Origin of the sequence: Candidatus Thioglobus sp. (assembly GCA_028228555.1) — a bacterium.
Classification (GTDB): domain Bacteria; phylum Pseudomonadota; class Gammaproteobacteria; order PS1; family Pseudothioglobaceae; genus Thioglobus_A.
Genome location: JAOJBP010000003.1, coordinates 15,098 through 40,783, shown reverse-complemented (window position 1 = coordinate 40,783; position 25,686 = coordinate 15,098). Strand labels below are relative to the sequence as shown.

Sequence of the window (25,686 nt, the reverse complement as noted above, 5' to 3'; positions counted from 1 at the left end):
AGAAGTTTATGAGCATTATTCGTTACGAGCAAACACAAGGTAAGAGTTTAGGTTTTTATGCATTGGTTGCAGGTCTAGGCGCTTTTATTTTAGCTGCATTGGGTAGTGTTTACTTTATGGAACACAATGGCCATCATGTTACAGGTATGAGTAATCATATTGTTTGGGGCTTACCTCATGTGTTTGCCTTGTTCTTAATTGTAGCTGCATCTGGTGCACTTAATATTGCATCTATTGCCTCAGTTTTTAATAAAAAAATATATAAGCCGTTATCTCGTTTATCAGCCCTTGTGGCTTTAGCGCTGCTAGCAGGTGGTTTAATGGTATTAGTGTTAGATTTGGGTCGCCCTGACCGTCTAATCATAGCCATGACCGAATACAACTTCGGGTCTATTTTTGCTTGGAATATTATTTTATATAACGGTTTCTTCCTAATTGTCGGTATTTATTTATGGATGATGTTTGAACGTCGCATGAATAAGTACAGTCGTAAAGTTGGTATTGCTGCCTTTACGTGGCGTTTAATTTTAACAACAGGTACCGGTTCAATTTTTGGTTTTCTAGTAGCGCGACAAGCTTATGATGCTGTTATTATGGCGCCAATGTTTATAGTAATGTCCTTTTCCTTTGGCCTGGCTTTTTTTGTATTAGTCTTAATGGCAAGCTACAAATGGACAGATCGCGCATTGGGCGATGCTATTGTTAGCCGCTTGAGTAATTTACTGGGTGTATTTGTTGCAGCTGTTTTATATTTTGTTGCTGTTTATCATTTAGGTAATCTATATTTGGCTGAGAATTCAGGTGTTGAAAACTTTGTCTTAATGGATGGCGGCATCTACACGCAACTATTTTGGTATGGTCAAATTATTCTGGGTAGCTTGATACCATTGGCGCTGCTTTACTCTCCCTCTACTAAGGGTAATCGCTCCATGTTAGGCCTTGCTTCAGTATTGGTCATTTTAGGTGGCATTGCACAACTCTACGTTATTATTGTTGGTGGTCAGGCATATCCAATGGAATTATTCCCTGGTAAAGAAATTTTAGAAGGCTACGGGGCTATCGCTTTGTATGCACCTACATTGCCCGAATTAATGCTAGGTTTGGGCGGTTTGGCAGTGGCCATAATTGCAATTGCTTTTCTGGTTAAGGTGTTACCTTTCTTGCCAGAAAGTTTAGCTGACAATGTTGCTGATCCGCACCATAAAAGCTAACAAGCGCTTAAAGTAGGGCAGTTCATGTCCATCTATCTTTCCGCAGCACACAAATCCTCAGGTAAAACAGTTGTTAGTCTGGGGATTTGTGGCGCTCTGAAGGCGCAAAAATTATCCGTCCAGCCTTTTAAAAAAGGCCCTGATTATATTGATCCAATCTGGCTTTCACAGGCCAGTGGTAGAGCTTGTTACAATTTAGATTTCTACAATATGACTGAATCAGAAATTCTGCAGTTATATGGTGATAAAAATTCAACAGCTGATATTTCTATCATCGAAGGTAATAAAGGTCTATATGACGGCATGAGTGTCACTGGCGGCGATGCAAACGCTGATCTAGCGAAGCTTCTTAACCTGCCAGTGGTATTAGTGATAGATTCTACTGGTATTACACGTGGTGTTGCAGCATTGGTTAAAGGCTATCAAGCATTTGATACCGATGTTAATATTACTGGCGTTATCTTAAATAAAGTAGCGGGCGAGCGCCATGAATCAAAGCTTATTCAAGCTATCGAGCATTACACAGACCTTGATGTTATTGGCTCAATTCGCCGATCAAAAGAGTTAATTATTGATGAGCGTCATTTAGGCTTAATGCCTGCCAATGAAACGCCTCAATCTCATCATTTTATCGATAGTGCTTCCAGGTTAATTGCAGAGCAAGTAGATTTAAATAAAATCATTAACTTTGAAAAAAACATTCAGACTGCTATCGTGCCTAATATTAACATTACTCCAACCAAGCTAAAGGTTGGTGTGGCAAAAGACAGTAGTTTTGGCTTTTATTATCAAGATGATTTAGATAAATTTAACCAACTTGGTGTTGAGCTTCTTTACTTTGATACACTCAAGGATACTCATTTACCTCAGTGTGATGGCTTATTTATTGGCGGCGGATTCCCAGAGATGCAGTTAGAGGCGTTAAGCGCTAACCAATCTTTACTTGAAGATATAAAATTTAAAATCGAACAAGGCTTGCCTACTTATGCAGAATGTGGTGGCTTGATGTATTTAACCAATCAAATCACTGGTAATGCTGGCACGTATCCGATGGCCGGTGTGATTGACGCGCAAACGAGTATGTCGCCTAAGCCAATTGGTCGTGGCTATGTACAGTTAGAACCCTCTAAAGACCACCCTTGGAAAAACGTAGCTAAAACGATTTATGCACATGAATTTCATTATTCAAAGCTGGATCGTATTGACCCTAATACACGTTATGCTTTTAAGGTTTTGCGTGGTGTGGGTGTGGATAATATGCAAGACGGCATTATTAAGTACAACTTGCTTGCTTGCTATACACATTTGCGAAATGTAGGCGGCAATCAGTGGGTTGAGCAATTTGTCGATTTTATTCAAAAAATTAAACACCAAAAGCCATGATCACAATTACAAAAAAAGCAGCAGAAGAAATATCACTTTCAACTCATAATCCAGAAACGCAAGGATTGGTCATTCGCTTTGCTGCTGAAAAAACTGATGAAGGTTTCCAGTACTTAATGGGTTTTGATGATCGTAATGATAGTGATATTCACCTAAAATCAAATGGTGTTGAGTATATTTTGGCTTACGAGCAAAAAGAATTATTAGAAGGAATGGTGGTTGACTTTGATCAAATAGAAGTTGACCAGGATTATAGCTTTGTCTTTATGAATCCAAACGATCCAAGTTATGTACCCCCTGAAGAAGAATACGCTCCAAGTAAATCTTAGTTTTTAAGTTTTTAAGTGATTAAAAAATTTGAAAATAATCAAAATGGCTGTTAAAAGCTGGAAAATCTTAGCCAATATCAATTAAAAAGAGTGATCTAAGCCACTAAATAGCGCTATTTAGGGTTTTTTATCGGTATAAAGTACTAAGCTTTTAAAAATTTAGCAAATAATGAAAATGGACTATTTATAGAAGTTGATAATGCCTTGATAAAGAGCATTAGCAATTTTATCTTGTTCTTTATTATTATTAAGTCGCTGCTCTTCTTTAGGGTTTGAAATAAAAGCAGTTTCTACCAATACAGATGGAATGGCCGGTGTTTTGAGGACTACAAACCCAGCTTTTTGAGGTATTTTTTTATGCAAATGTCCAATTTTTTTCATTTGCTCTAAGATCTTAACTCCAAGTTTTTGGCTTTGGATATTGCGATCTTTTCTTGATAAATCCCATAAAATTTTATTCAAATATTGATCTTTATTGTTAGATTGTTGTTTGACACCAAACTGATCTGAAGTATTTTGAGAAGTCTCTAAGCGGCGTGCAAATTTGGTAGAGCCACCTCGCTCTGATAAGGTGTAGACCGATGCACCATGAGCGCGCCTGCTATTAACGGCATCTGCATGGATAGAAATAAATAAAGAGGCTTTACTAGTCTGAGCGATTCGTATACGTTCAGTGAGGCCCACATAATAATCGCCACGGCGCGTTAAGAGGGCTTTCATACCATGGGTAGCGTTAATTTTTTTAGCCAATTTTTTGGCAATACTTAAAGTGATACGCTTTTCTTTTGAGCGTTTATAGCCGATTGCGCCTGAATCTTCTCCGCCATGTCCTGGATCAATTAGAATAATTTTTGTGGTTTGTTGCTGAATGAATGGTTTTTTAATTGCGGATTTTTTAGGTTTTTTAACAGATTTGATGGCCTGATTTTTTTGATCATATAGGTCTACCACGAGGCGATTGTAACGATATTTGTCGTTTGGTTTTAGAGTGTAGCTTTTTATTAGATACTGACCATGCAATTTAAATTTAAATTGATAGGTTGTGCCATCTCGCTTAATACGAGTTTTTTTGATGCGTTGATCGGTAAAGAAAAGTTTTTTATAGGTGTCTTTCAGTATTTTTGCGTTTTGAACTCCTAAGGTAAATTGACTGTTTTTTTGGTTTATTGAAAATCTAACGCCAGGATCGACATCAATAACAATTCTGGTGCGATCAGGGGAGCTCCAAAAACGAAAATCATGTAGGGTAGTTTTGTTGTCCGCGTAAGCGCTCGTTAGGAAAAATAAGCCAAATAGTAAGCTAGCTAGTCGATACATTTTAAGAGTTGTTCGCCTAAGTTATTGCTCGCACTAAGAATTAGAGTTCTACTGTTATCTTCACCGGTAATGCTAATAACTAAGTCTGCTGGCGAAATAATACCTTCAGCAAGATTAGCCCATTCGATCAGTTGAATATGTCCAGGTGCGCAGTATTCGCGAATACCAATATATTCTAATTCCTCTGGATCGCTTAAGCGATAACAATCAAAATGATGAATGTTGATTGTATCATTGATATAACTTTCTACTAATGAATAGGTAGGACTTTTGACTCGATCAAAGCCAAAGTGTTGAATAAATCCTCGGGCTAAAGTAGTTTTACCTGCCCCTAAGTCCCCTTCTAAATAGATAACAATTGCCTGATCAATGGATTGCGCACAAGTAGCTAATTTTCGCGCAAAATCAAGCGTTTCAGATTCATGGTTAAAGACTAAATTCAAAACAATTGCCACATATAAAGACCAAATACACCCACTAAGAGCACACCCTCAAAACGGTTGATAATGTGTTTTTTACCAAATTTGTAAGACACAGCAAATAGTAGTATCGTTAATAGTAGCATCACTGGATAGTCACGTGTCATTACTTCAGGTGCAACATCTGATGGATGGATAAAGCCTGGGATGGCCAGTACAGCAATGGTATTAAATAAGTTAGAGCCAATAACATTACCCACTACCATTTCATATTGTTTTTTCAAAACACTGGCAATAGAAACAGCCAATTCTGGCAAGCTAGTGCCTAAAGCGACAACTGTTAGCCCGATGATTAAATCAGACACACCAAATGCTTGTGCAATCTCTACACCTCCCCAAACTACTAATTTCGCACTTGAGATTAAAACAATTAAACCAATGATAAGCATCACCCAAGTTTTGACGGTTTCGCTTTTATCAATTTTTTTTGCAAATTCGTCAAATTCATGATTTTGAGATTTTTTTGATTCTCTAAACGTATAGCCTAAAAATAAAAATAGCAGAGCTAGCAAAATAAAACCATCAAATACATCTAAGCGAAGATCTAAAAGAAGCAGTCCTGCAACCAGGGTGGCTACCATTAAAAATACCCATTCTTTTCGCAGAATGTTGCTCTTTACTTCGATGGGCGATATGATCACACTAACACCCAATACTAGGGCGATATTAAAAATATTAGAACCCACTGCATTGCCAATACTTAAGCCAGTATTGCCATTCATAGCGGCCAGTCCTGAAACTAACATTTCCGGTGCAGAAGTACCAAAACCAAAAATTAACAAGCCGATTACCAAAGGCGATACCTTAAAGATATTGGCGATTTTGGCACCATTCTCTGTGAATTCGTCTGCGCTCCAAATTAAAAGCGCAAAACCTGATAATAAAGCAATAATTGGTAGTAGAATATCGGGCATATTGATTTTTTTTAATTTTTGTTTATTATAAAGGCCGAAGCGTAAAAAATGAGTGAAACAGAATTTTTAATTGGCCGTCGTGGTTTAGATTTAATAGACGATTTTTATCCAGATGACTTACCTAGCGAGTGGCGTTTTGACTTCTATTCAACGCTATTTAAAGCCTTGTCGTTACCTATTGATACCGAAGAAGACTTAGAGCTTATCTTTGAAGAGATAGAAGATTCTGATGAAGAGTTTGAGCTGGTATTAACCATTGAACCTCACCAATTATTAGATATTAATACCTTAAGCGCTTTACTAAGTGTTGTTGAGCCGTATCAATCCTGGTTTATTTTATCTTGTGAGTTAGAGCAGCATCCAAGTGCCAAGGTTATGGCTTTGTTGGATAATTATCGAGTGTCATTTCAATCTGATGCTCAATATGATCTTAGTCTTAATAATAAACAGGCCATGGGCCAGTATCTATATTACTCGCATCTGCCAGTTTTTAGTATGCAAGGTAGTGGCGATGATAAAAAGATGAGAGCGAATATTGAAAAAATAGCTGAAATTAACACCCGGACAATACTTATCTGCAAAAGTGCTGAAAGTGAAGCTTTGCATAAAATTCGAGTCATTGCTGAAATTCTGGGCTATTAAATTTTGAAAGTTTTACTAACTCGTCCACTTGCCCAGGTCAAAGAGCTTAAATCTTTAATGATTGAGTCTACTCATCAGCCTTTGTTATTCCCAACGCTTGAGATTCAACCTATTGATGCGATTGTTAAAAGAGATCAATATGATGCAGTGATTTTTATAAGTGCCAATGCGGTTGAGCATGGATTAGAAGTTTTAAAGAAAATTGAGTATTTAAATATATTTGCAGTTGGCGCTGCTACAGCTAAAAAATTGAACGATAACCATATCATGGTTGATGATTTCCCTAAAGAGAAAGCTTCCAGTGAGTCACTATTAAATCTTAAATCTGTATCATGCTTGAAGGGTAAAAATATCTTAATTTTCAGAGGTAAGGGTGGGCGAGAAACCCTTAGAATTGGCTTAGAAAAAAATAACAATAAAATCGAATATGCGCAAGTTTATGCTCGTGTGGTTTGTAGCTTAACCGAATTACATCAGCAATCATTAAAGGTTTTTTTATCTGATAAACAGGGATTTATTAGCATAACCAGTAATGAAAATTTGGACGGCTTAAGGGTTTTAGCAACTCAACTAAATTGGTTTGATAATTTAAAGCAATACCCAATGATTGTCCTGAGTGAGCGTATTCAAGAATACGCGCAATCTTTTGGCTTTAAACGAATAATTGTGACCCCAGATATTAGCGATCAGGCAATTGTTTCAGTATTAGGACAAGATAATACACTTGACAATTAAAGTAAACTTGATTAATTTGGTCAGCAATAAATGATATTTTTCTGGGGAGAGAAATAATATGATTAAACTAAGTGTTTCGCAAGCAGCTCGCCGACTAGGGGTGAGCCGTTCCAATATTCAAGAACAAATTAATGCAGGCAAATTACAAACCCACGAAGGCTACGTTACAACAGATAGTATTAGGTTGGCTTACCCATCTCATAGCCTTCACTCAGAGCAAGAGAGTCGCCTAAAAAAGATGCAACAAATTAAGGCTGACGCGATGTATAAAGCTGGCGCAGCTGATGTTATTAAGCAAGAAAATGAACAAGCGTTGATGACTATCATTGCCTCATTAAAATCTAAAATCTATAAAGAAAAATTAAAAAATGAGCACTATCAACTGGTTTTTTCAGAATTAGCAGGGCGCTTACAAGTGCTTGAAAAGTGTTGCCATGAGCAAGATAAACAGCTTTTAAGTGAATTACAAAATTGGGTTGATCAACAAGCTAATTAAGATTAAAGTAAATTTTTAGCCAACTGTAAAGATGGCTGTGATTTATTCATTGAGTAGAAATGAAAGCTTTCTACTCCTTGAGACTTAAGTTGATCACAAAGATTACTGACAACATCTAGACCAAAAGCAGATAAAGATTCTAAATCGTCACCATAGGTTGTTAATCGTTTTTCGATCCAACGTGGTATCTCTGTACCACACATGTTTGAAAATCTAAGTAATTGATCATGATTAGTAATCGGCATAATGCCTGGGGTAATAGGCGCATCAATACCCATTTTTTGTACATCATCTACAAATCTTAAATAAGCATCAACATTATAAAAATATTGAGTAATAGCACTATTTGCACCAGCTTTAATTTTATTAGAAAAATTCACAAGATCGGTATTCATATTTTTAGCTTGTGGATGCATTTCTGGATAAGCGGCCACCTCAATATGAAAATGATTATTAAATTCATGTCGAATAAATTCAACCAACTCATTGGCATAATGAAAATCACCAATATCACGAACACCAGAAGGAATGTCACCCCTTAAGGCGACAATGCGATTAATTCCAGCTGCTTTGTATTGATTTAAAAGAGTTAAGATGTTGGATTTTTCAGAATTAATACAAGATAAGTGAGGTGCTGCTGGAACGCCATCATGAGCTTGAATATCTAATACAGTTTCCAGAGTTGCTTCTTGCGTAGTCCCGCCTGCGCCAAAAGTGGTTGAGAAATAATGCGGCTTAATGACAGATAACTCTTGACGAACTTGTTTCAAGTTGAGTTTACCTTGGTCTGTTCTTGGGGGGAAAAATTCAAAACTTAATTGCATTGATAGTTAACGTTAATTAAAAGTAGGCTAATTATAGCTTATTTCAAATCATGAAGAGTGACTCGGTTTTTGTATTAGGGGAGCTTGGTATTCGGGTAAAATTATTCTATTTACTGAGTTTAAATTTAAAATTTATGTCAAAAAGTGATTACATTGAGTTAGAAGGCGTTGTCAAAGAGAAGCTGCCTAATACAACCTTTACTGTTGAGTTAGAAAATGGCCACAGTGTTTTGGCGCATATTTCTGGAAAAATTCGCAAACATTATATTCGTATTCTGCCAGGCGATAAGGTAACTGTTGAGATGACACCTTATGATCTAACCAAAGGTAGGATCACTTTTAGACATAAGTAAAGAAAGTTTATTGCCGATGTGGTGGAATTGGTAGACACGCCGGATTCAAAATCCGGTTCCTCACGGAGTGACGGTTCGAGTCCGTCCATCGGTACCAAATTAAAATAGAGAGGGGTATTTTATGGAACAAGCAGATCTTTTAGCGCAAGCATTAAACCTAACTATGTTTGGTATGGGTTTTGTTTTCTTGTTTTTGACATTGCTCGTCTTTGTAACCAAATTGATGTCTGTTATTATCCAAAAACTTGAAGCTCGTATTAAAGCTAGCCCAAGACAAAATAATAACTCAACAACACTTGAACAAGAAATGGATGAAGAGACAAAATTTGTTATTGAGCAAGCGATTAAGATGCATAGGGGAGCATAAGGATGATGCTAAGTTATCTAAAAAATATAATGAAAAAACCAGAAAAAGCTATTAACAAAAAAGTTGGTATTACAGAGCTTGTCTTAAGAGACGGCCATCAGTCATTGTTTGCAACACGAATGCGAATCGATGACATGCTACCTATTGCTGAGAAGCTAGATAAAATTGGCTATTGGTCTATAGAGTCATGGGGTGGCGCTACATTTGATTCTTGTATTCGTTATCTGGGTGAAGATCCTTGGGACCGCATTCGTGAGATGAAAGCGGCTATGCCTAATACGCCTCAGCAAATGCTTTTACGTGGCCAGAATCTTTTGGGTTATCGCCATTATAGCGATGATGTTGTGCGTAAATTTATAGATCGTTGTGCAGAGAATGGTGTCGGTGTATTCCGAATTTTTGATGCCATGAACGACGTTAGAAATTTGAAAACGGCTGTTGATCAGGCGGTTAAGTTAAATCAACATGCTCAAGGCACAATTTCTTACACGCTTAGCCCTGTTCACAATACACAAACTTGGCTGGATATGGCTAAGAGAATCGAAGACATGGGCGCGCACTCTTTGTGTATTAAAGATATGGCCGGTTTATTGCAGCCATATGTTGCTTATGACTTAGTCAAGCAATTAAAAGAGACGATTGACATTCCAATCCAACTGCATGCGCACGCAACCACTGGACTATCAACAGCCACTATTGTTAAATCTGTTGAAGCTGGTATTGATCGCGTTGATACTTCTATCGGCTCAATGAGTATGACTTATGGTCACTCTGCTACCAACTCGGTTGTGTCTATTTTAGAAAACAGCCCTAGAAAAACTGGATTAGATTTAGAGAAATTAGAAGAAATCGACGCCTACTTTAGGCCAATTCGTCGTAAATATGCGAAGTTTGAAGGTTCTTTAAGAGGGGTTGATGCGCGTATTTTATTAGCTCAAGTGCCAGGCGGCATGTTGACCAATATGGAAAGTCAATTGCGCGAGCAAAATGCTACTGACAAAATGAGCGAAGTATTGGCAGAAATTCCTAGAGTAAGAAAAGATTTGGGTTATATTCCTCTTGTTACACCAACTTCTCAAATTGTAGGCACCCAATCAGTACTGAACGTACTAACAGGAGAGCGCTATAAAACGATTACCAAGGAGTCAGCTGGCATACTTAAAGGCGAATATGGTGCAACACCTGCTCCAGTTGATCAGGCATTACAAGTTAAAATTTTAGGTGGAACTGAGCCAATTACTTGTCGTCCTGCAGATAATATTGCACCAGAGATGTTCGTTCTTGAGCAAGAGTTTGACAAGATTGTGGCTGAAAAAGGTATTAAATTAGCAGATAATAAAATCGATGATTTAATGACTTATGCCTTGTTTCCACAAGTAGGCATTTCATTTTTAGAAAATCGTGATAATCCTGGTTTCTTTGAGCCAGTCCCTCAAGAAAGTGACACTTCTACTGAATCAGATAATGAAGAAGGCACTTATACTGTCTCCTTTAAAGGCACTTCATATTCAGTCGAAGTTTCTGCAGGTGGCGATGTAACGTCAATGAAAGCAGCTTCGGATACTTCTACATCAGCTACACCTGTTGCTGAAAAAGAGATTGTTAGTGAAGCGCCAGCAACTGGCGGCGAGCCAATTGGTGCGCCACTTTCTGGCAATATATGGAAAGTGATGGTATCGCTTAATCAAAAAATTAACGAAGGCGACGTGCTAGTAATTCTTGAAGCTATGAAAATGGAAACAGAAATTAAAGCAGCTAGAAGTGGAGTGGTAACAGAGATTAGCGTCAAAGAAGGCGACGCAGTTAAAGTTGGCCAAGCTTTATTATCTTTAGCTTAATTACCCAGAGTCTATTATGGAACAATTAAATTCATTATGGTTTAATACAGGCTTATATCAAATGGTATGGGGTCAAGGCTTAATGCTATTGGTTGGTATGCTGTTGTTATATTTAGCAATTGTTAAGAAGTTTGAACCATTACTTTTATTACCAATTGGCTTTGGTGCAATTTTGGCAAACATTCCTGGCGCAGGTATTGCAGAGGGTAGTGGAATTTTGCATGTCTTCTATGTTATAGGTATTGAGTCTGGCGCATTTCCATTAATTATATTTATGGGTGTGGGAGCGTTAACAGATTTTGGACCACTTTTAGCCAACCCAAAAACATTGTTACTAGGCGCTGCTGCACAATTTGGTATTTTTGCAACAGTGCTAGGTGCTATGGCCCTTACCACTCTTGGTATATTTGATTTCAGTCTAAAAGATGCTGCTGCAATTGGTATTATTGGCGGTGCAGATGGCCCGACCAGTATCTATGTTGCGAGTAAATTAGCACCTGAGTTATTAGGTGCGATTGCAGTTGCTTCATATTCTTATATGGCACTTGTGCCACTGATTCAGCCGCCAATTATGCGTGCATTAACAACAGAAAAAGAACGCCAAATAGAAATGGTGCAGTTACGCGAAGTGTCAACTGCTGAAAAGATTATTTTCCCAGTAATGCTGTTAATGTTAGTGGCCTTATTATTACCAGATGCAGCACCTTTATTAGGTATGTTTGCTTTTGGCAATTTAATGAAAGAATCCGGTGTGGTTGACCGTTTAAGTGATACTACTCAAAATGCTTTGATCAATATTGTTACTATCTTTTTAGGCTTAGCAGTTGGCTCTAAGCTGATGGCAGATCAATTCTTGCAGCCAGAGACGCTAGGTATTTTAGTATTAGGCATGATTGCTTTTGCAATTGGTACAGCAAGTGGCTTATTAATGGCTAAAACAATGAACCTGTTTAGTAAAAATAAAATCAATCCATTGATTGGTTCTGCCGGTGTATCTGCGGTTCCAATGGCAGCCCGTGTTTCAAACAAGGTAGGTCTTGAGTCTAATCCACATAACTTCTTACTGATGCATGCTATGGGTCCTAATGTTGCAGGTGTCATTGGATCAGCTATTGCAGCAGGTATTATGATCCAACTATTAAGCTAATTTTTTACTACGTCTTTGTCTCTTGTGTGTTGTTATTTTTTACATGCACTCGGTCACTTAGTCTTATCTATGTTTCGTCAATTACTCAAAGAAATGCCTAATAAAAAAGAGAAATACTTGCAAAATTCCAAAGTATTAAATTTAAAATAAAAACATTATGCAAAGAACTTTCTTAAAAGCAAAACTACATCGTGTTACAACAACAGCTTCAGAGTTAGATTATGAAGGTTCTTGTGAAATTGACGGTATCTTGCTGGATGCTGCTGGTATTAGTGCTTTTGAGCAAATTCAAATTTATAATATTGCTAATGGTAACCGATTTACAACCTATGCCATACGTGGTAAAGAAAATACAGGTGTCATCTCAGTTAACGGTGCAGCTGCTCATAAAGCAGCAAAGGGTGATTTACTGATTATTGCTGCTTATGCTAGTTACGATGAACATGAGATTAAAAATTATGCACCTAACTTGTGCTATGTGGATGAAAATAACACGCTAACCAGGAAAAGCTAAACTATTAGCTAAATTGACCATTTTCCAAAACAAGTACTCGTTGCATCTTGCTAGCAATTTTTTCATCATGAGTTACGATCACTAAAGAGTTATCATGTGTTTGATTTAGCTCCATCATTAAATCAAGCGTTTCACGTGCATTCTTTCCATCAAGACTTCCAGTAGGTTCATCAGCAAGTAGGCATTTTGGCTGTGTAATGAGTGCTCGAGCAATGGCTACTCTTTGACGCTCTCCACCTGATAATTCACTTGACAGGTGACTTGCTCTAGATTCAAGTCCAACCTTAATAAGCATTTGCATGGCTTTTTCTTCAGCAAGAGGATCTGCTTGAATCAGTAGCGGCATCATCACATTTTTTAAAGCACTAAAATCTTTTAGTAAGTGATGGAATTGGTAGATAAAGCCAAGATTATTAGACCTAAAATTTGTTATCTCTTCCTCATTTAAGCTACCAATATCTGTATTGTTAATAATAATTTGGCCACTATTTGGTCGATCAATGCCACCTAATAGATTTAATAAGGTTGATTTTCCACAGCCAGATTGTCCGAGAATGGCAATTGTTTCACCTGAATCCACTTCAAGATTTAGATTTTTAATCACTTGATTGTGATTCCCACCATCATCATACTGATAGTTAATATTTCGACAACTAATAAGGTTACTCATGATTTAACACCTTGGCAATAGTGATTTCTCCAGCGCGTTTAGCAGGATAGATAGAAGCTAATATGACCAATACAAAAGAGCCCAATGCGACGTTAATAATATCGCCCGAATGAATTTCAGAAGGGAATCGATTGATGTAGAAAACTTCCTTTGGAAAAAATTCAAATCCTAGAATCGCTTCAATGCCGCTCACTATTGTTTCGATATTAAGAGACAGTAGGATGCCGAGTATGACGCCAATAGTGATACCAATAATCCCAATGGTTAAACCTTGATAGAAAAAAACCTTAACGATGCGTTTTGGTGTCATACCCAGGGTTCGTAGAATGGCGATATCAGCGGTTTTATCAGTTACCACCATAACCATCATAGAGACGATGTTAAAAGCGGCAACAGCCACTATTAAAGATAAGATCACGCCAATCATTTGCTTTTCAAGCTCAAGCGCTTTAATAAAGTTTGCCTTTTGACGAGTCCAATCAATACCGTAGTATTTGTCACTACCTAGCTTGTCAGACACTTCTTGAGTAATTCTCTTAGCTTGAAACAAGTCAGCCACTTTAAGGCGAATGCCAGATACCTGATGTTTCATAGAATAAAGAATTTGAGCTTGGCTTAGCTGGATAAAAGCTAAATTATTATCATATTCATTGATACCTGCATCAAAAATTCCAGCCACCGTAAAACGTTTGAACCGAGGCTGAATACCTATAATATTAGACGAAAGTTCAGGAGTTAATAAAGTGACTTTGTCACCAACTTGAGCGCCCAATTGGTTTGAAAGCCCAGAACCAATCAAAATATCAGATTTTGTTAACTGGCTTGAGCCAAATTTAATCTTATCGAGTAGAACAGAGGTTTGCTTTTCTAGTTGAGGAATGATTCCTCTGACACTAATGCCTTGCGCACCTTTGGTGGTGTTTAATAAGGCATACTTTTCAATATAAGGGGAAGAACTAATCACCTCTGGATGCTGATTGATTTTTACTTGTAATTCTTGCCAATCAGTTAGTGGTCCATTATGCTCGCTGATATATGAATGAGAGATGGCGCTTAATACGCGCTCTCTTAGTTCTTTATGAAAGCCATTCATGACCGATAAAACAGTGATCAAGGTCATTACTCCTAGAATAAGACCGACCATAGAGACGCCAGAAATAAAGGAAATGAAGCCTTTTTTACGATTAGAACGTAAATACTGGTTGGAAATGTCAAATTCAATACTCATGGTGGTGATATTTTGTCATAATTAGCACTTTACTAATAACTAAATATCTGAGGAGAAAAATGGAGAAGATTGCATTAAAAGATAGGATTGATCAATTAGGAGATTTTTTAATTGAAACTTTTCATATTGTTGGCTTGTTTGTTATTGGTGCGACAATTGTTTGGTCAGCCATTGGGGAATATATCATCATCATGCAGCATGAATCTGGATTTGCTTCCTTGAAGGATATCTTGCTACTTTTTATCTATTTAGAATTAGGCGCTATGACTGGTATTTATTTTAAAACACATCGCTTACCCGTTATTTTCCTTATTTTTATTGCAATAACCGCTATCACACGTTTTATGGTGATAGATATGAAAGCACTAATGTCGAGTGATAATTTCAACTTGTTGATTATGGTGGCATCGATACTTATCTTAACGTTTGCTGCAGGCGTGCTCAGATTTACCGAGAAAAAATACGATACCAAAGGCGAGTGTTTTAAATAAAGCTTGATGGATTTAAATACTCGAGGTGTTGTTAATTATCTTTTATGGCCAGTCTCTGGTGTTTTTTATGCCTTAAGTAAAATACGTCGAGCCTTTTATCACTTTGGTATTTTTCGCACCAATCGATTCAAGGTCCCCGTCATAGTCGTGGGTAATATTACCGTTGGTGGTAGTGGTAAAACGCCGATTGTAATTAAATTAGTCGAGCATTTCAAACAACAAGGTAGGCGAGTTGGGGTGGTTTCTAGAGGTTATGGTGGCTCTCATGCGAATGCTAGTTTGTTAGTAAATTCAGATACTAATGCACTAGTATCGGGTGATGAACCCTTGTTAATTGCGACTCAAACAGGCGCACCTGTGATGGTTAATAAATGCCGTTCCCAAGCCGTTAAGGACTTGATTGATCAACATCAAGTTGAGGTGGTTATTAGTGATGATGGTTTACAGCATTATGCCATGGATAGAGCGGTTGAGATTTCTGTTGTAGACGGCCATAGACGTTTTGGTAATGGTTTTTTCTTGCCTGCTGGCCCACTACGAGAGCCTCTTAGTCGACTTAAAAGTGTTGATTTTGTTATTAACAATGGCTCCGTTTTCCCAGGAGAGGTTAGTGCTCAAATAAAACCAACTCACTTTGTTAATTTAATATCAGGTGAAAAAAAACCTTTAGATTTTTTCAATCATCAAGCTTGTCATGGTGTTGCGGGTATTGGACATCCTCAGCGTTTTTTTCAAACCCTGATGCAGTTAGGTGTTCAAGTGCAAGAGCACGAATTTACAGACCACTATCAGTATCAATCTAAGGATTTAGAATTCAATGATAATCATCCAATAATAATGACAGCTAAAGATTGGGTAAAATGTAGGGAGTTTGCTAATGATAAGATGTATTACTTAGAGATAGATCTTGATATTAGCGAGGATTTTTTTACTAACTTAGCGGCAAAAATATGATTGATGAAGCACTTTTAAAACTATTGGTCTGTCCAAAATCTAAAGCACCTTTAATACAAATAGGTGAAGAACTAATCTGTAAAGTGAGCGGCCTAGCTTATCCAATTAATGACGGCATTCCAGTTTTGTTAGAGGAAGAAGCTAGAAAGCTAGATTAACTCATGAACTTTAGTGTTATTATTCCAGCTCGTTATGCCTCTAGCAGACTACCAGCAAAATTATTAAAAGATATTCATGGCAAGCCACTCATTCAGCTAACGTATGAAAATGCATTAAAAAGTGGCGCTTCAAAAGTTATTATTGCAACCGATGATGAGCGAATTAAAGAAGTAGCTCAGGGATTTGGTGCTGTAGTATGCATGACAGATGAAAATCATACATCTGGTACAGCAAGAATTGCTGAAGTATTGACCCAACTTGATATTGCTGATGATGAAGTAGTGATTAATGTGCAGGGCGATGAGCCAATGCTAAGTTCGAGTGTTATTGATCAAGTTGCTAATAATTTAGTTCAGAGTCAAATGCAAATGGCAACTCTATGCGAGCAAGTAATCGACAAAGCGCAATACCTTGATCCTAATTGTGTCAAAGTAGTCTTTGATCAGCGGGGCAAAGCTTTGTATTTTTCTCGCGCACCAATTCCTTATTTTAGAGATGAGCAAGACTTTGACTTATCACTTTGCTATAAACATATTGGTATTTACGCTTATCGCTCAGGGTTTATTAAGCAATATTTACAAATGGACAGCTCTCGATTTGAGCAAGTTGAAAAATTAGAGCAGCTAACTGTCCTTAACGAAGGTTTTGGCATTCATGTGGCTATTGCTTGCGCTGAAACAGGATTTGGGGTTGATACACAAGAAGATTTAGACAAAGTACGCGTCGCTTTAACAGCGAAATAACATTAAAAAAAGAGTAAGTATGAATATTATTGATGGCAAACAAATTGCCCAAAAATTACGCAATGACATTGCCCAAAAAGTAAAAAAATTAGAGCGCGCGCCTGGCTTAGCAGTAATACTTGTTGGCGACGATCCGGCCTCTACTATTTATGTTCGTAACAAAGATAATGCCTGTAAAGAGGTTGGATTTTATTCTGAAAAAATAAGCAAATCTGCAAATATCACCCAACAAGAATTACTGGACGAAGTTATTCGTTTAAATAATGACGACAAGATCGATGGAATTTTAGTGCAATTGCCACTGCCTAAACATTTGGATACAAATTTAGTTATTGAGACCATTTCTCCACAAAAGGATGTAGATGGATTCCATAGTGAGAATATCGGCAAACTTATGCAAAATAAGGCTAATTTACGCCCTTGTACGCCCAAAGGGGTGATGACTATGCTGGCAACAACAGGCATTGATTTAGTAGGCAAAGATTGTGTTGTTGTGGGCGCATCTAATATAGTTGGAAGGCCAATGGCAATGGAGCTGTTAAATGCGCATGCCACTGTCACCATTTGTAATAGCAAAACCCAAGATCTCTCTGGAAAATTAAAACGAGCTGATGTAATCATTGCTGCTGTTGGTGTTGCGCACATAATCAAAGGGGATTGGATTAAAAAGGGCGCTGTCGTTATTGATGTTGGTATCAACCGATTAGAAACTGGCAAACTTGTGGGTGATGTAGATTTTGAGTTAGCCATTAAAAATGCTGGCTGGATAACACCTGTTCCAGGTGGCGTTGGCCCAATGACAATTGCCACCTTGCTAGAAAATACACTTACTGCATACCAAAATAGGAAATAAAAAATATGAAATTATTTATAAAAGCATTTAGAAATGGATTGGGTTCATTGATCGCACTTGTAAGTCGATTGATCCCAGTTAGTAAAGTTAAAAGAGATGCACAAGCTCAAGTATTAGCTGATGAAAAAGCGGCAAAAATCGAGTTGTATCAATTTTTTGCTTGTCCTTTTTGCATTATGAGTAGAAGGGTGATTAGAAGCTTAAATATTAATATTGTTACTCGAGATGCGCAGACCCGAGGTGGCCAATATCGCGAAGAGCTTCTGAAAGAGGCCGGCAAGGTTCAGGTGCCCTGTTTAAAAATTACTGAAGGTAAAAAAGTTAGCTGGATGTATGAATCTAATGACATTAAAACTTATTTAGAAAAGGAGTTCGGCCAGTAGATAAATGGATAATTTATTATCGATTTTTCTGTTTTCACTGGTTATGACCATTACACCTGGCCCTAACAATATCATGATTTTAGCGTCTGGCTTGAATTTTGGTATTCGAAAATCCATTCCTCATCTACTAGGCATCGCTTTTGGCTTTCCAATAATGCTAATAGCCGTTGGTTTTGGGCTTGACTCTTTAGTCACGCAAATACCTGTTATATATCTATTTGTTAAGGTGGCCGGTGTTGGTTACTTGCTATTTTTAGCTTACAAGATGTTTATAACCACCCAGCAAAGAAAAATAGATCAAGGTGCTAAGCCTCTAACATTCTTACAAGCAATATTTTTTCAATGGGTAAACCCTAAAGCTTGGGTGATGATATTTAGTGGAATAGGTGTGTTTACCACCAGCATTGACATGCAAACAACCACATTAATCTTAGCATTAAGCTTTTTTATTGCTATCTTTCCATGTAATGGCTCTTGGCTTTTTCTAGGATCTCAGATGAAAAAACTAATCAAAACAGATTTTCATTACAAGATGTTTAATCGTACCATGGCGATACTGCTTTTGGTTTCGGTAATACCGAGTGTGTTTAAGTGATAACTACAGATCTTTAATATTAAATTTAACCGGTTTAGCTTGAATAAGCTTCGGCACAAAGATAACATTTCCATACAAAGAATAACCATTTTTACTGGCCATATCATTTAATGGTAAATCCATTTTTTGACCTTCATCATTAATCACTAGCATACCATTATCAAGCTTAATATGGCCAATAGGGCCACCAATAAAAGTTTGCAGCTCATCTGTACCAAATGAATCATTGTTATCAATAGGCTTGATATTGATTGGATCGCCTGTTGGATGATAAAGCATTGATGAAGGCCAATTGTATTCTTCTGACATAATATAAATCCTGTTTGTATAAGTTAATTAGGTAGAAATTCTTTTAGTTGTTCAATGCTGTTGTCAAGCTCTGCTAATGAATCAGCAGTGATATTAATATGGCCGAGTTTACGATTATCGCGCTCACTTTTGTCATACAAATGCAAGTGGGCATTAGGCATTGTTAACGGAATTTGTATAGGCCCAATTTTACCAATAATATTCACCATCGCACTAAAGTTGTGAGTGGGGGTTGTATCCCCCAGAGGCATGCCACTAATAGCACGAATATGGTTTTCAAATTGAGAGGTATTAGCACCTTCTATACTCCAATGCCCAGAGTTATGGACACGTGGCGCCATTTCATTAACAACTAGCCCATTTTCAGTTTCAAATAGTTCAATTGTTAATACGCCGACATGATCCATTTCATCAAGCAAGGTTTGCATGTAATATTCAGCAGTTTTTTGTACCTCAGCATCAATATTTTGAGCAGGAGCAATAGTTAATCTTAAGATACCGTTATGATGAGTGTTTTCAACCAAAGGATAGTACTGGTGCTCATTATCATTATTACGCACTGCAATTAAAGATAATTCACGCTTAAATTTAACAAACCCCTCAAGAATCAATTCAACCCCATTCATGCTTTCAAATGCTTTTTTAATTTGATCTGAACTGCGTATTAGAAACTGACCCTTGCCATCATAACCTTGCGTTGCTGTTTTTAAAATAGCAGGCAGTCCAATATGTTCAACAGCCTTTTCAAGATCAGTTAATGAGTTCACCATTTGATAAGGTGCACAAGGAATTTCTAGTTGGTCAAATAAGGCTTTTTCGCGACCACGATGCTGAGTGATAAATAGAGATCTTTCACCCGGATAAACTGGCACGTCTTTATTAATTTGTTTAGCCATTTCAACATCAGTATTTTCACTTTCATAAGTGATCACATCCGCAAATGCCACTAGAGATTCAATACTTTCAGCATTATCTTCAAGCGCAAACATGTGACCCAATAGAGCCGATGGTTCGTCATGGGAATTACCAGAAAATCCAAATTGATGATTAAGAGGATAGCCTGATATAGCCATCATTCTGCCCAACTGGCCTGCGCCAAGTACCCCTATTTTCATATGCTATAAAGCCGGATTTGGATTGTCTAAAACATCTTGAGTTTGTTTTGCTCTAAAGGCGACTACTTTGGCCTTAACAATCTTATCTTCATTGGCAATAATTTGTGCAGCTAGAATCCCAGCGTTTTTTGCACCAGCATCACCAATAGCTAGTGTTCCTACTGGAATACCACCCGGCATTTGAGCGATAGATAATAATGAATCTTGTCCGCTGAGTGCCCGAGACTGAACAGGCACACCTAACACGGGCACAATGGTTTTGGCAGCGACCATACCTGGTAAGTGAGCTGCACCACCAGCGCCAGCAATGATAACTTTCAAGCCACGATCACTAGCACTCGCTGCGTATTCAAACATAAGGTCTGGAGTGCGATGCGCGGAAACAACTTGCACTTCGTGGGCGACACCTAACGCATCCAACATTTCCACCGCATGCTTCATGGTCGGCCAATCTGATTTCGAGCCCATAATAACACCAACAACTGCACTCATCGCTATCTCCAAAGTTTAATACTGATGAGCATTATACTATAGTTCAAAGCCGGCATTTAAAAACGGCAAATGACCTGTATTCAAAATCACAGTATCGATTGATTGAGACTCATACCAGCTAGATACTGCACTAGGCACTAAAGTATCCTTTCTACCTAAAATAACCTTTATATCAATATCCAGAGCTAAAAATTGCTCAGTTAAATCCGTGTTAAGCAATATTTCCAATCCTTGATTGAGTGCTGTTGTTGAAGCAGGAAAAGTATCTATAGAGGATCCGAGTTGTCTTATTTGGGACTTATCTTTGGTTTGTAAGCTAATAAAACGCTTAAGTCCTTTTGATAAATTGAGTTGCAATGCATCTGAAAATTGGTTGAAATTATCAGCATCTATGCCAAATTTCCAATGGTCATTTTGTATAAAATTAGGACTAGAAGCTACCAATATAAGCTTTGAAATTTGTACTTGACGAGCAATATTGATAGCCAATAACCCACCTAGAGACCAGCCGAGTAAGATTGGGTTGCTAGGCAAAATTTTAATAATTTCATTACACCATTCGTCGATCCCGCCAGCGACCTCATCACTTCTGCCATGGCCGGGTAAATCAATTTTGGTAATGCGGTATTGCTCTTTATGGGTTTTAATTAAATCATTAAATAAGTCAGCATTAAAGCCCCAGCCATGAAGTAAGACTAAATCTTTTCCAGTACCTATGGCGCTACTATAGAGCATGTTTAATCTGGATTAATAGTTGCTCAATTTGTGTTTGAGTATGATCAGCATTTAGTGTAATTCGTAATCGTGCAGTATTTTTTGGTACCGTTGGCGGACGAATAGCACTTACATAAAAACCTTTATCAAACAAAGTTTGACTGATTTTTAGGGCTTTTTCACTGTCTCCAATGATTAAAGGTTGAATAGCTGAATCAGAAGGTTCGATAGGTAAATCAAGCGAGCTTGAAAAATTTCGGAAATAATGAATATTAGCTAATAATTTTGTTTTTTGCTCTGCTTTTTTGATCAATTCTAGACTTTTTAGAGTTGCTACGCAAATAGCAGGTGACATAGCTGTTGTATACACATAAGGACGTGATTTTTGGATTAAAAACTCAATAAAATCGTCATTTCCAGCGACGAAAGCGCCCATTGTGCCTGCTGCCTTGCCCAAAGTGGCCATATAGATTGAGTTTTTAGGAATATTGGGCTTAAACAGGCCAAATCCATGTGCATCATCTTGCATCAAAATAGCTTGTGAAAAATTTGCGATTTTTTGCAAATCACCAATATTTGCCCGATCACCATCCATACTAAACACTGTGTCAGTCACAATCATGCCTCTGCCAGTTTGTTTGACAATCTTTTTGTTTAATGATTCAAGGTCGTTATGCAAATATCGCTGAATTGGAAGACCAATTAACTGATTTCCATCAATCAATGATGCGTGATTAAACTTATCTTGTAATACCCAACTAAGCTCATCTTTTAGGGCAGAGAAAATACCTAAATTTGCACTATAACCCGTTGAAAACAGCAATGCTCGATCTTGTCCGGTGTAATCAGCTAAAGCCTCTTCTAAATCGTGATGAGCACGAGAATGTCCACTTACCAAATGAGATGAGCCTGATCCAACACCGTATTGATCAGCACCTTTTTTTAACGCCTGTATAACCTCTGGATGATTAGCCAGAGATAAATAGTCATTAGAGCAAAAATTAATCAGCGATTTTTTATTAATCATCAGCTGAATATCTTGTGCATTTTCAGATACTTTTCTTGAGCGATAAAGATGAGCTTGCTTTATTTCTGATAATTTTTTTGAAAAATCCATGATTTCTATTTTATGATATTTATTAGTCAATTTTAACGAAGAATCAAAAAAAGTGACCAATAGGGTGCTCGTTGTAAAGCTGATTAGCGCGTATAATTCAACGCATTAAACGACTAAATCTAATTTACTATGAAAAAAATATTCAGCTTCTCTCACCCAAAAAAGCAAAGAACCAGAGTGGCTGAAGCCATCAAATACGAACTTAGAAAGTATATTAAGCGTGAACGCAATAAAAAACTACCTGACGATGTAGATTTTTGGGATTTTGATTGCCGTTTTGGTGCAACTGAAGCTTCTAGTAGCTCGATTCATGTCACTGAGATTAATAAAGTGATTGCAGAAGCCGATGTAGAAGGGTTGGAGTCTTTTTTCTTAGAAGTAATTGCTAAGCCAGCAAAAAGAACTAAAAAGCCCATAGAGGAAAATAGAGAAGTAGAATTAAAAGAAGATGAAAGCTTTCTAGATTAGGTTTTCCATTGGTGATGAAGCAGAAGCAAACGCTTTTTTCATCATCCTTCCAGCTAGATAAGACTCTCGACCTGCTATAACCGCATGCTTCATGGCACTCGCCATTAAAACTGGATCTTGTGCATTGGCAATCGCTGAGTTCATCAATACACCATCACAGCCCAGCTCCATAGCGCGCGCTGCATCTGAAGCACAGCCAATACCTGCGTCAACGAGTATGGGTACATTGGCCTGTTCTTTAATAAGTTTGATGTTTGCAGGGTTGGCAATACCTTGGCCAGAGCCAATCAGTGAGGCGAGTGGCATAACTGCAACACAGCCGATGTTTTCAAGCTCTTTAGCGATGATTGGATCGTCACTGGTGTAAACCATTACATCAAATCCATCGTCTACTAATGTTTTAGCAGCAGCGAGTGTTTCAACAACGTTAGGATAAAGAGTTTTCTCATCACCCAATACTTCAAGCTTAACCAAATTATGTCCGCCCAATAATTCACGTGCTAGCTGGCAAGTACGCACCGCATCTTTAGCGGTGTAGCAGCCTGCTGTATTTGGCAAAATAGTGTAAGTATCTGGTGAGATAACATCGAGTAAATTAGGCTCATTTGCATCCTGACCAATATTAGTGCGTCGAATTGCAACCGTAATAATATCGGCTTGTGCAGCATCGGTGGCTAGTTTTGTTTGCGTTAAATCTTTATATTTTCCTGAGCCAACCAGTAAGCGCGAGTTGTAAGTTTTTCCTGCGATTACTAAAGGTGTGTCAGTCATATGGATAAGAATTTTTTAAATAATGGCGGAGAGTGAGGGATTCGAACCCTCGAAAGGGGATAAACCCTTTACACCCTTAGCAGGGGCGCGCTTTCAACCGCTCAGCCAACTCTCCATGAAAAAAAATATTATACGCTAATTATTTTAAGGGGATAGTTTTAAAAACCGTAGTTGTATCTGAGCTTTAGCTGGCCAGGGTCTTCTCCTTTAAAGTCAATTACCCGAAAACGTAATTGCCCCCAATCACCCTCGAGTTTGATTTTTTCTTGCAGGGCTTGAAGTTTAATTTTTGCATCAAGAATCATTTGCTCTGATTCATTCCAGTTGCTATTTCCGTCTATTGGTGTACCAATTGAGTATTCGTGATAAAGCAGTTCATTACTAATATCAGCCAAGTCTTGATTGATATCAATACCACCCTCATCAAGCTCATAGCTTACTTCAAGATCTAAAATATCATTATTAATAGACTCAATGCTTTGAGTAATATCAGCAATTTTTTCTTGAATACCTTCAGCGAAAGTCATCGTACTTAGTGCCATAATAACACTTGAAATTAAATAAACAGAAGGCTTTAGAAAAACCAACGATAGATACCTAGTCCGTTAACACAGATAAAAACAGAGTTTAAAAATACTAATGATTTGTCTTTATTTTTAGCGCCCTGGATAGTCCAAGTAATCGCAGATATCATAAACGATATATAACCAAACTTCGAGTATTCAAAGTTTAGAGCAACAAACACCGCACCTATTATGCCCGTGACTGTTCCGATCCATCCCCAAAAATTATTCATTGATTATAAAGTCATGAGTGATATTAGCCATTTTTCCAAGCATGATAGAAGCAGAGCAATATTTATCAGCTGATAAGCTTACTGCTTTTTCTACTTTTTTCTCATTAAGGCTATTACCTTTAATAATAAAATTCAGATGTATTTTAGTAAAAACTTTTGGATGTTCGTCAGCGCGCTCAGCTGCTATTTCAACGCTACAATCGCGCACCTCTTCGCGCATTTTTTTCAAGGTGGAAACCACATCAATCGTAGTACAACCACCCATCCCTAATAACAGCATTTCCATTGGCCGGATGCCTAAATTTTTACCACCCAGATCTTCAGGTCCGTCCATAACAATGGCATGTCCACTAGCTGACTCACCCACCATCATCATGCCATCAATCCATTTAACTGTTGTGTTCATTATTAGTATCCTTGTGCCATTTAGGCAAAAATATCTTCTAAAGCTTGGCCAGGGTTGTCTTGGCGCATGAATGCTTCACCCACTAAAAATGCATGAATATCATGTTCTTTCATCAGTTTAACATCCTGCGCACTAACAATACCACTCTCGGTAATGACTATTGTGTCATCATCAATGGCGTCTAGTAAATCAATGGTTGTTTGTAAGGTAACGTCAAATGTGCGCAAGTTGCGATTGTTAATGCCAACCATTGGCAAGCGAAGCTCCTGAACGCGTTTAAGCTCCTCAAGGTTGTGTACTTCAATTAAAACATCCATATGGCAAGAAATTGCCAGCATGGCTAAATCTTCCATTCGCTGATCTTCCAAACAAGCAGCAATCAGCAGAATACAGTCTGCACCTAAAACACGTGATTGAAATACTTGGTAAGGCTCAATGATAAATTCTTTGCGCAATACAGGTAATGTGACGACTGACCTAACCTCAGCGACATATTTATCATCGCCTTGGAAAAAATCTTTGTCGGTTAATACCGATATACAAGTAGCACCATGTTTTGCATAGCTATTAGCAATTTCAGCCACATTAAAATCTTCACGTAAAACACCTTTGGAAGGAGAAGCTTTTTTTATTTCAGCAATAATAGCATTTTGTTTAAGATCAGTTTTATCTTTTAATGCTTGATAAAAATCACGCGTTGTTCGGTCTTCATAAGCAGTTTCCATCATTGTGTTGTATGGAACTATCTTGATCGCCTCTTTAATCTCTTGCTCTTTGCGAGCAATGATTTTTTTTAGAATGTCAGGTGTATTTGTCATGATTCAGTATTTTAATGAATTGTTTGGCTTATAATTAACCTTATCAATTTATTAA

The 25,686-nt window shown here is 37.6% G+C and carries 35 protein-coding genes and 2 tRNA genes; 20 read left to right on the top strand and 17 right to left on the bottom strand.

Features of this window, described 5'->3' with window-relative positions; all coding sequences use genetic code 11:
* The first annotated feature begins 8 nt into the window (after window positions 1–8).
* The 3 genes from nrfD to N9Y32_02890 are packed head-to-tail and all read left to right on the top strand — an operon-like array spanning window position 9 to window position 2,923.
* Entirely contained in the window at window positions 9–1,211 is a 1,203-nt protein-coding gene (gene nrfD, locus N9Y32_02900) for a polysulfide reductase NrfD (GenBank protein ID MDB2589959.1), read from the top strand.
* A gap of 24 nt (window positions 1,212–1,235) precedes the next feature.
* Entirely contained in the window at window positions 1,236–2,594 is a 1,359-nt protein-coding gene (gene cobB, locus N9Y32_02895; protein MDB2589958.1) for a hydrogenobyrinic acid a,c-diamide synthase (glutamine-hydrolyzing), read from the top strand.
* A complete protein-coding gene (locus N9Y32_02890) occupies window positions 2,591–2,923 on the top strand; it encodes a sulfur oxidoreductase (GenBank protein ID MDB2589957.1) in 333 nt (110 codons plus the stop codon). The genes cobB and N9Y32_02890 overlap by 4 nt, the downstream gene beginning before the upstream one ends.
* Before the next feature lie 180 nt (window positions 2,924–3,103).
* Here N9Y32_02890 and N9Y32_02885 read toward each other — a convergent pair whose 3' ends face one another.
* Genes N9Y32_02885 through N9Y32_02875 form a run of 3 tightly spaced genes read right to left on the bottom strand, consistent with a single transcriptional unit; the run spans window position 3,104 to window position 5,633 of the window.
* Window positions 3,104–4,240: an N-acetylmuramoyl-L-alanine amidase gene (locus tag N9Y32_02885; GenBank protein MDB2589956.1), complete on the bottom strand. Its 1,137-nt coding sequence runs from the start codon at window positions 4,238–4,240 to the stop codon at window positions 3,104–3,106.
* A complete protein-coding gene (gene tsaE / locus N9Y32_02880; GenBank protein ID MDB2589955.1) occupies window positions 4,228–4,683 on the bottom strand; it encodes a tRNA (adenosine(37)-N6)-threonylcarbamoyltransferase complex ATPase subunit type 1 TsaE in 456 nt (151 codons plus the stop codon). The genes N9Y32_02885 and tsaE overlap by 13 nt, the downstream gene beginning before the upstream one ends.
* On the bottom strand, window positions 4,680–5,633 hold the full coding sequence (locus tag N9Y32_02875; GenBank protein ID MDB2589954.1) for a calcium/sodium antiporter: 954 nt from the start codon (window positions 5,631–5,633) through the stop codon (window positions 4,680–4,682). The genes tsaE and N9Y32_02875 overlap by 4 nt, the downstream gene beginning before the upstream one ends.
* Window positions 5,634–5,681: 48 nt before the next feature.
* Between N9Y32_02875 and N9Y32_02870 the strand changes: the two genes are divergently transcribed.
* The 3 genes from N9Y32_02870 to N9Y32_02860 are packed head-to-tail and all read left to right on the top strand — an operon-like array spanning window position 5,682 to window position 7,506.
* Window positions 5,682–6,275: a hypothetical protein gene (locus N9Y32_02870; GenBank protein ID MDB2589953.1), complete on the top strand. Its 594-nt coding sequence runs from the start codon at window positions 5,682–5,684 to the stop codon at window positions 6,273–6,275.
* Between the two features lie 3 nt (window positions 6,276–6,278).
* Entirely contained in the window at window positions 6,279–7,010 is a 732-nt protein-coding gene (locus tag N9Y32_02865) for a uroporphyrinogen-III synthase (GenBank protein MDB2589952.1), read from the top strand.
* Window positions 7,011–7,068: 58 nt separating this feature from the next.
* Window positions 7,069–7,506 (top strand): hypothetical protein, encoded by a 438-nt coding sequence (locus N9Y32_02860; protein ID MDB2589951.1) that lies wholly within the window; start codon window positions 7,069–7,071, stop codon window positions 7,504–7,506.
* A 2-nt stretch (window positions 7,507–7,508) separates the two neighbouring features.
* On the opposite strand, the gene metF is transcribed toward N9Y32_02860, so the two are convergent.
* Entirely contained in the window at window positions 7,509–8,330 is an 822-nt protein-coding gene (gene metF / locus N9Y32_02855) for a methylenetetrahydrofolate reductase [NAD(P)H] (protein MDB2589950.1), read from the bottom strand.
* 134 nt (window positions 8,331–8,464) lie between these two features.
* On the opposite strand from metF, the gene infA reads away from it, so the two are divergent.
* From infA to N9Y32_02825, 6 genes are all read left to right on the top strand, one after another.
* On the top strand, window positions 8,465–8,683 hold the full coding sequence (gene infA / locus N9Y32_02850; protein MDB2589949.1) for a translation initiation factor IF-1: 219 nt from the start codon (window positions 8,465–8,467) through the stop codon (window positions 8,681–8,683).
* A 12-nt stretch (window positions 8,684–8,695) separates the two neighbouring features.
* Window positions 8,696–8,780, top strand: a tRNA-Leu gene (locus N9Y32_02845).
* Window positions 8,781–8,804: 24 nt separating this feature from the next.
* The gene (locus tag N9Y32_02840; GenBank protein ID MDB2589948.1) at window positions 8,805–9,050 is read left to right on the top strand and encodes an OadG family protein; all 246 of its coding nucleotides are present in this window, start codon (window positions 8,805–8,807) and stop codon (window positions 9,048–9,050) included.
* A 29-nt stretch (window positions 9,051–9,079) separates the two neighbouring features.
* Window positions 9,080–10,888: a sodium-extruding oxaloacetate decarboxylase subunit alpha gene (gene oadA, locus N9Y32_02835; GenBank protein MDB2589947.1), complete on the top strand. Its 1,809-nt coding sequence runs from the start codon at window positions 9,080–9,082 to the stop codon at window positions 10,886–10,888.
* Window positions 10,889–10,904: 16 nt separating this feature from the next.
* Window positions 10,905–12,035 (top strand): sodium ion-translocating decarboxylase subunit beta, encoded by a 1,131-nt coding sequence (locus N9Y32_02830; protein ID MDB2589946.1) that lies wholly within the window; start codon window positions 10,905–10,907, stop codon window positions 12,033–12,035.
* A gap of 157 nt (window positions 12,036–12,192) precedes the next feature.
* Window positions 12,193–12,549, top strand: a complete 357-nt coding sequence (locus N9Y32_02825; GenBank protein ID MDB2589945.1) for an aspartate 1-decarboxylase — start codon at window positions 12,193–12,195, stop codon at window positions 12,547–12,549.
* 4 nt (window positions 12,550–12,553) lie between these two features.
* On the opposite strand, the gene N9Y32_02820 is transcribed toward N9Y32_02825, so the two are convergent.
* Both N9Y32_02820 and N9Y32_02815 read right to left on the bottom strand, forming a co-directional pair.
* Window positions 12,554–13,219 carry an ABC transporter ATP-binding protein gene (locus tag N9Y32_02820; GenBank protein MDB2589944.1) on the bottom strand — a complete coding sequence of 222 codons (666 nt, stop codon included), beginning with the start codon at window positions 13,217–13,219 and terminating at the stop codon, window positions 12,554–12,556.
* Complete coding sequence (locus N9Y32_02815) at window positions 13,212–14,447, bottom strand: lipoprotein-releasing ABC transporter permease subunit (GenBank protein MDB2589943.1); 1,236 nt, start codon at window positions 14,445–14,447, stop codon at window positions 13,212–13,214. Before N9Y32_02815 ends, N9Y32_02820 begins: the two co-directional genes overlap by 8 nt.
* A 59-nt stretch (window positions 14,448–14,506) precedes the next feature.
* Here N9Y32_02815 and N9Y32_02810 point away from each other — a divergent pair, with 59 nt between their 5' ends.
* Genes N9Y32_02810 through N9Y32_02780 form a run of 7 tightly spaced genes read left to right on the top strand, consistent with a single transcriptional unit; the run spans window position 14,507 to window position 18,625 of the window.
* Window positions 14,507–14,938: a phosphate-starvation-inducible PsiE family protein gene (locus N9Y32_02810; protein ID MDB2589942.1), complete on the top strand. Its 432-nt coding sequence runs from the start codon at window positions 14,507–14,509 to the stop codon at window positions 14,936–14,938.
* A gap of 6 nt (window positions 14,939–14,944) precedes the next feature.
* Window positions 14,945–15,892: a tetraacyldisaccharide 4'-kinase gene (lpxK, locus tag N9Y32_02805; GenBank protein ID MDB2589941.1), complete on the top strand. Its 948-nt coding sequence runs from the start codon at window positions 14,945–14,947 to the stop codon at window positions 15,890–15,892.
* Complete coding sequence (locus tag N9Y32_02800; GenBank protein ID MDB2589940.1) at window positions 15,889–16,050, top strand: Trm112 family protein; 162 nt, start codon at window positions 15,889–15,891, stop codon at window positions 16,048–16,050. The genes lpxK and N9Y32_02800 overlap by 4 nt, the downstream gene beginning before the upstream one ends.
* A 3-nt stretch (window positions 16,051–16,053) precedes the next feature.
* Window positions 16,054–16,794 carry a 3-deoxy-manno-octulosonate cytidylyltransferase gene (kdsB, locus tag N9Y32_02795; GenBank protein ID MDB2589939.1) on the top strand — a complete coding sequence of 247 codons (741 nt, stop codon included), beginning with the start codon at window positions 16,054–16,056 and terminating at the stop codon, window positions 16,792–16,794.
* 19 nt (window positions 16,795–16,813) lie between these two features.
* A complete protein-coding gene (gene folD, locus N9Y32_02790) occupies window positions 16,814–17,647 on the top strand; it encodes a bifunctional methylenetetrahydrofolate dehydrogenase/methenyltetrahydrofolate cyclohydrolase FolD (GenBank protein ID MDB2589938.1) in 834 nt (277 codons plus the stop codon).
* Between the two features lie 5 nt (window positions 17,648–17,652).
* A complete protein-coding gene (locus tag N9Y32_02785) occupies window positions 17,653–18,030 on the top strand; it encodes a glutathione S-transferase N-terminal domain-containing protein (GenBank protein MDB2589937.1) in 378 nt (125 codons plus the stop codon).
* Window positions 18,031–18,073: 43 nt separating this feature from the next.
* Window positions 18,074–18,625, top strand: coding sequence for a LysE family translocator (locus tag N9Y32_02780; protein ID MDB2589936.1), 552 nt, complete (start codon window positions 18,074–18,076; stop codon window positions 18,623–18,625).
* Between the two features lie 3 nt (window positions 18,626–18,628).
* Here N9Y32_02780 and N9Y32_02775 read toward each other — a convergent pair whose 3' ends face one another.
* From N9Y32_02775 to N9Y32_02755, 5 genes are read right to left on the bottom strand one after another with little or no spacing between them, the layout of a single operon-like run.
* Window positions 18,629–18,934 carry a hypothetical protein gene (locus tag N9Y32_02775; protein MDB2589935.1) on the bottom strand — a complete coding sequence of 102 codons (306 nt, stop codon included), beginning with the start codon at window positions 18,932–18,934 and terminating at the stop codon, window positions 18,629–18,631.
* A 23-nt stretch (window positions 18,935–18,957) separates the two neighbouring features.
* Window positions 18,958–20,049 (bottom strand): 5-(carboxyamino)imidazole ribonucleotide synthase, encoded by a 1,092-nt coding sequence (locus tag N9Y32_02770; protein MDB2589934.1) that lies wholly within the window; start codon window positions 20,047–20,049, stop codon window positions 18,958–18,960.
* 3 nt (window positions 20,050–20,052) lie between these two features.
* Window positions 20,053–20,541, bottom strand: coding sequence for a 5-(carboxyamino)imidazole ribonucleotide mutase (gene purE / locus N9Y32_02765; GenBank protein MDB2589933.1), 489 nt, complete (start codon window positions 20,539–20,541; stop codon window positions 20,053–20,055).
* 36 nt (window positions 20,542–20,577) lie between these two features.
* Complete coding sequence (locus N9Y32_02760) at window positions 20,578–21,276, bottom strand: alpha/beta fold hydrolase (GenBank protein ID MDB2589932.1); 699 nt, start codon at window positions 21,274–21,276, stop codon at window positions 20,578–20,580.
* Complete coding sequence (locus N9Y32_02755) at window positions 21,266–22,372, bottom strand: 8-amino-7-oxononanoate synthase (protein MDB2589931.1); 1,107 nt, start codon at window positions 22,370–22,372, stop codon at window positions 21,266–21,268. Before N9Y32_02755 ends, N9Y32_02760 begins: the two co-directional genes overlap by 11 nt.
* Window positions 22,373–22,501: 129 nt before the next feature.
* Here N9Y32_02755 and N9Y32_02750 point away from each other — a divergent pair, with 129 nt between their 5' ends.
* On the top strand, window positions 22,502–22,840 hold the full coding sequence (locus N9Y32_02750) for a DUF6172 family protein (protein MDB2589930.1): 339 nt from the start codon (window positions 22,502–22,504) through the stop codon (window positions 22,838–22,840).
* Here the strand turns inward: N9Y32_02750 and N9Y32_02745 are convergent.
* The 6 genes from N9Y32_02745 to trpC all read right to left on the bottom strand — a co-directional run bounded on the left by N9Y32_02745 (window position 22,832) and on the right by trpC (window position 25,631).
* Complete coding sequence (locus N9Y32_02745; protein MDB2589929.1) at window positions 22,832–23,611, bottom strand: thiazole synthase; 780 nt, start codon at window positions 23,609–23,611, stop codon at window positions 22,832–22,834. The two genes, N9Y32_02750 and N9Y32_02745, sit on opposite strands and share 9 nt — an antisense overlap.
* A gap of 23 nt (window positions 23,612–23,634) precedes the next feature.
* Window positions 23,635–23,726 (bottom strand) — tRNA-Ser (locus N9Y32_02740).
* A gap of 43 nt (window positions 23,727–23,769) precedes the next feature.
* Window positions 23,770–24,153, bottom strand: a complete 384-nt coding sequence (locus tag N9Y32_02735) for a hypothetical protein (protein MDB2589928.1) — start codon at window positions 24,151–24,153, stop codon at window positions 23,770–23,772.
* A 32-nt stretch (window positions 24,154–24,185) separates the two neighbouring features.
* Entirely contained in the window at window positions 24,186–24,407 is a 222-nt protein-coding gene (locus N9Y32_02730) for a hypothetical protein (protein ID MDB2589927.1), read from the bottom strand.
* The gene (locus N9Y32_02725) at window positions 24,400–24,813 is read right to left on the bottom strand and encodes an OsmC family protein (protein MDB2589926.1); all 414 of its coding nucleotides are present in this window, start codon (window positions 24,811–24,813) and stop codon (window positions 24,400–24,402) included. The genes N9Y32_02730 and N9Y32_02725 overlap by 8 nt, the downstream gene beginning before the upstream one ends.
* Window positions 24,814–24,833: 20 nt before the next feature.
* Entirely contained in the window at window positions 24,834–25,631 is a 798-nt protein-coding gene (trpC, locus tag N9Y32_02720; protein ID MDB2589925.1) for an indole-3-glycerol phosphate synthase TrpC, read from the bottom strand.
* Window positions 25,632–25,686: the final 55 nt, after the last annotated feature.

Bases quoted from the DNA above. Each gene is read 5' to 3' on its own strand.
- N9Y32_02770 (MDB2589934.1), bottom strand. From the start codon at position 20,049: ATGAAAATAGGGGTACTTGGCGCAGGCCAGTTGGGCAGAATGATGGCT.
- N9Y32_02825 (MDB2589945.1), top strand. From the start codon at position 12,193: ATGCAAAGAACTTTCTTAAAAGCAAAACTACATCGTGTTACAACAACA.
- metF (MDB2589950.1), bottom strand. From the start codon at position 8,330: ATGCAATTAAGTTTTGAATTTTTCCCCCCAAGAACAGACCAAGGTAAA.
- N9Y32_02885 (MDB2589956.1), bottom strand. From the start codon at position 4,240: ATGTATCGACTAGCTAGCTTACTATTTGGCTTATTTTTCCTAACGAGC.
- N9Y32_02810 (MDB2589942.1), top strand. From the start codon at position 14,507: ATGGAGAAGATTGCATTAAAAGATAGGATTGATCAATTAGGAGATTTT.
- cobB (MDB2589958.1), top strand. From the start codon at position 1,236: ATGTCCATCTATCTTTCCGCAGCACACAAATCCTCAGGTAAAACAGTT.
- N9Y32_02750 (MDB2589930.1), top strand. From the start codon at position 22,502: ATGAAAAAAATATTCAGCTTCTCTCACCCAAAAAAGCAAAGAACCAGA.
- oadA (MDB2589947.1), top strand. From the start codon at position 9,080: ATGAAAAAACCAGAAAAAGCTATTAACAAAAAAGTTGGTATTACAGAG.
- infA (MDB2589949.1), top strand. From the start codon at position 8,465: ATGTCAAAAAGTGATTACATTGAGTTAGAAGGCGTTGTCAAAGAGAAG.
- lpxK (MDB2589941.1), top strand. From the start codon at position 14,945: ATGGATTTAAATACTCGAGGTGTTGTTAATTATCTTTTATGGCCAGTC.
- folD (MDB2589938.1), top strand. From the start codon at position 16,814: ATGAATATTATTGATGGCAAACAAATTGCCCAAAAATTACGCAATGAC.
- N9Y32_02870 (MDB2589953.1), top strand. From the start codon at position 5,682: ATGAGTGAAACAGAATTTTTAATTGGCCGTCGTGGTTTAGATTTAATA.
- N9Y32_02820 (MDB2589944.1), bottom strand. From the start codon at position 13,219: ATGAGTAACCTTATTAGTTGTCGAAATATTAACTATCAGTATGATGAT.
- N9Y32_02875 (MDB2589954.1), bottom strand. From the start codon at position 5,633: ATGCCCGATATTCTACTACCAATTATTGCTTTATTATCAGGTTTTGCG.
- N9Y32_02890 (MDB2589957.1), top strand. From the start codon at position 2,591: ATGATCACAATTACAAAAAAAGCAGCAGAAGAAATATCACTTTCAACT.
- N9Y32_02780 (MDB2589936.1), top strand. From the start codon at position 18,074: ATGACCATTACACCTGGCCCTAACAATATCATGATTTTAGCGTCTGGC.
- N9Y32_02730 (MDB2589927.1), bottom strand. From the start codon at position 24,407: ATGAATAATTTTTGGGGATGGATCGGAACAGTCACGGGCATAATAGGT.
- purE (MDB2589933.1), bottom strand. From the start codon at position 20,541: ATGAGTGCAGTTGTTGGTGTTATTATGGGCTCGAAATCAGATTGGCCG.
- N9Y32_02785 (MDB2589937.1), top strand. From the start codon at position 17,653: ATGAAATTATTTATAAAAGCATTTAGAAATGGATTGGGTTCATTGATC.
- kdsB (MDB2589939.1), top strand. From the start codon at position 16,054: ATGAACTTTAGTGTTATTATTCCAGCTCGTTATGCCTCTAGCAGACTA.
- N9Y32_02830 (MDB2589946.1), top strand. From the start codon at position 10,905: ATGGAACAATTAAATTCATTATGGTTTAATACAGGCTTATATCAAATG.
- nrfD (MDB2589959.1), top strand. From the start codon at position 9: ATGAGCATTATTCGTTACGAGCAAACACAAGGTAAGAGTTTAGGTTTT.
- N9Y32_02760 (MDB2589932.1), bottom strand. From the start codon at position 21,276: ATGCTCTATAGTAGCGCCATAGGTACTGGAAAAGATTTAGTCTTACTT.
- N9Y32_02735 (MDB2589928.1), bottom strand. From the start codon at position 24,153: ATGGCACTAAGTACGATGACTTTCGCTGAAGGTATTCAAGAAAAAATT.
- trpC (MDB2589925.1), bottom strand. From the start codon at position 25,631: ATGACAAATACACCTGACATTCTAAAAAAAATCATTGCTCGCAAAGAG.
- N9Y32_02800 (MDB2589940.1), top strand. From the start codon at position 15,889: ATGATTGATGAAGCACTTTTAAAACTATTGGTCTGTCCAAAATCTAAA.
- N9Y32_02775 (MDB2589935.1), bottom strand. From the start codon at position 18,934: ATGTCAGAAGAATACAATTGGCCTTCATCAATGCTTTATCATCCAACA.
- N9Y32_02755 (MDB2589931.1), bottom strand. From the start codon at position 22,372: ATGGATTTTTCAAAAAAATTATCAGAAATAAAGCAAGCTCATCTTTAT.
- N9Y32_02840 (MDB2589948.1), top strand. From the start codon at position 8,805: ATGGAACAAGCAGATCTTTTAGCGCAAGCATTAAACCTAACTATGTTT.
- N9Y32_02860 (MDB2589951.1), top strand. From the start codon at position 7,069: ATGATTAAACTAAGTGTTTCGCAAGCAGCTCGCCGACTAGGGGTGAGC.
- N9Y32_02725 (MDB2589926.1), bottom strand. From the start codon at position 24,813: ATGAACACAACAGTTAAATGGATTGATGGCATGATGATGGTGGGTGAG.
- N9Y32_02745 (MDB2589929.1), bottom strand. From the start codon at position 23,611: ATGACTGACACACCTTTAGTAATCGCAGGAAAAACTTACAACTCGCGC.
- N9Y32_02815 (MDB2589943.1), bottom strand. From the start codon at position 14,447: ATGAGTATTGAATTTGACATTTCCAACCAGTATTTACGTTCTAATCGT.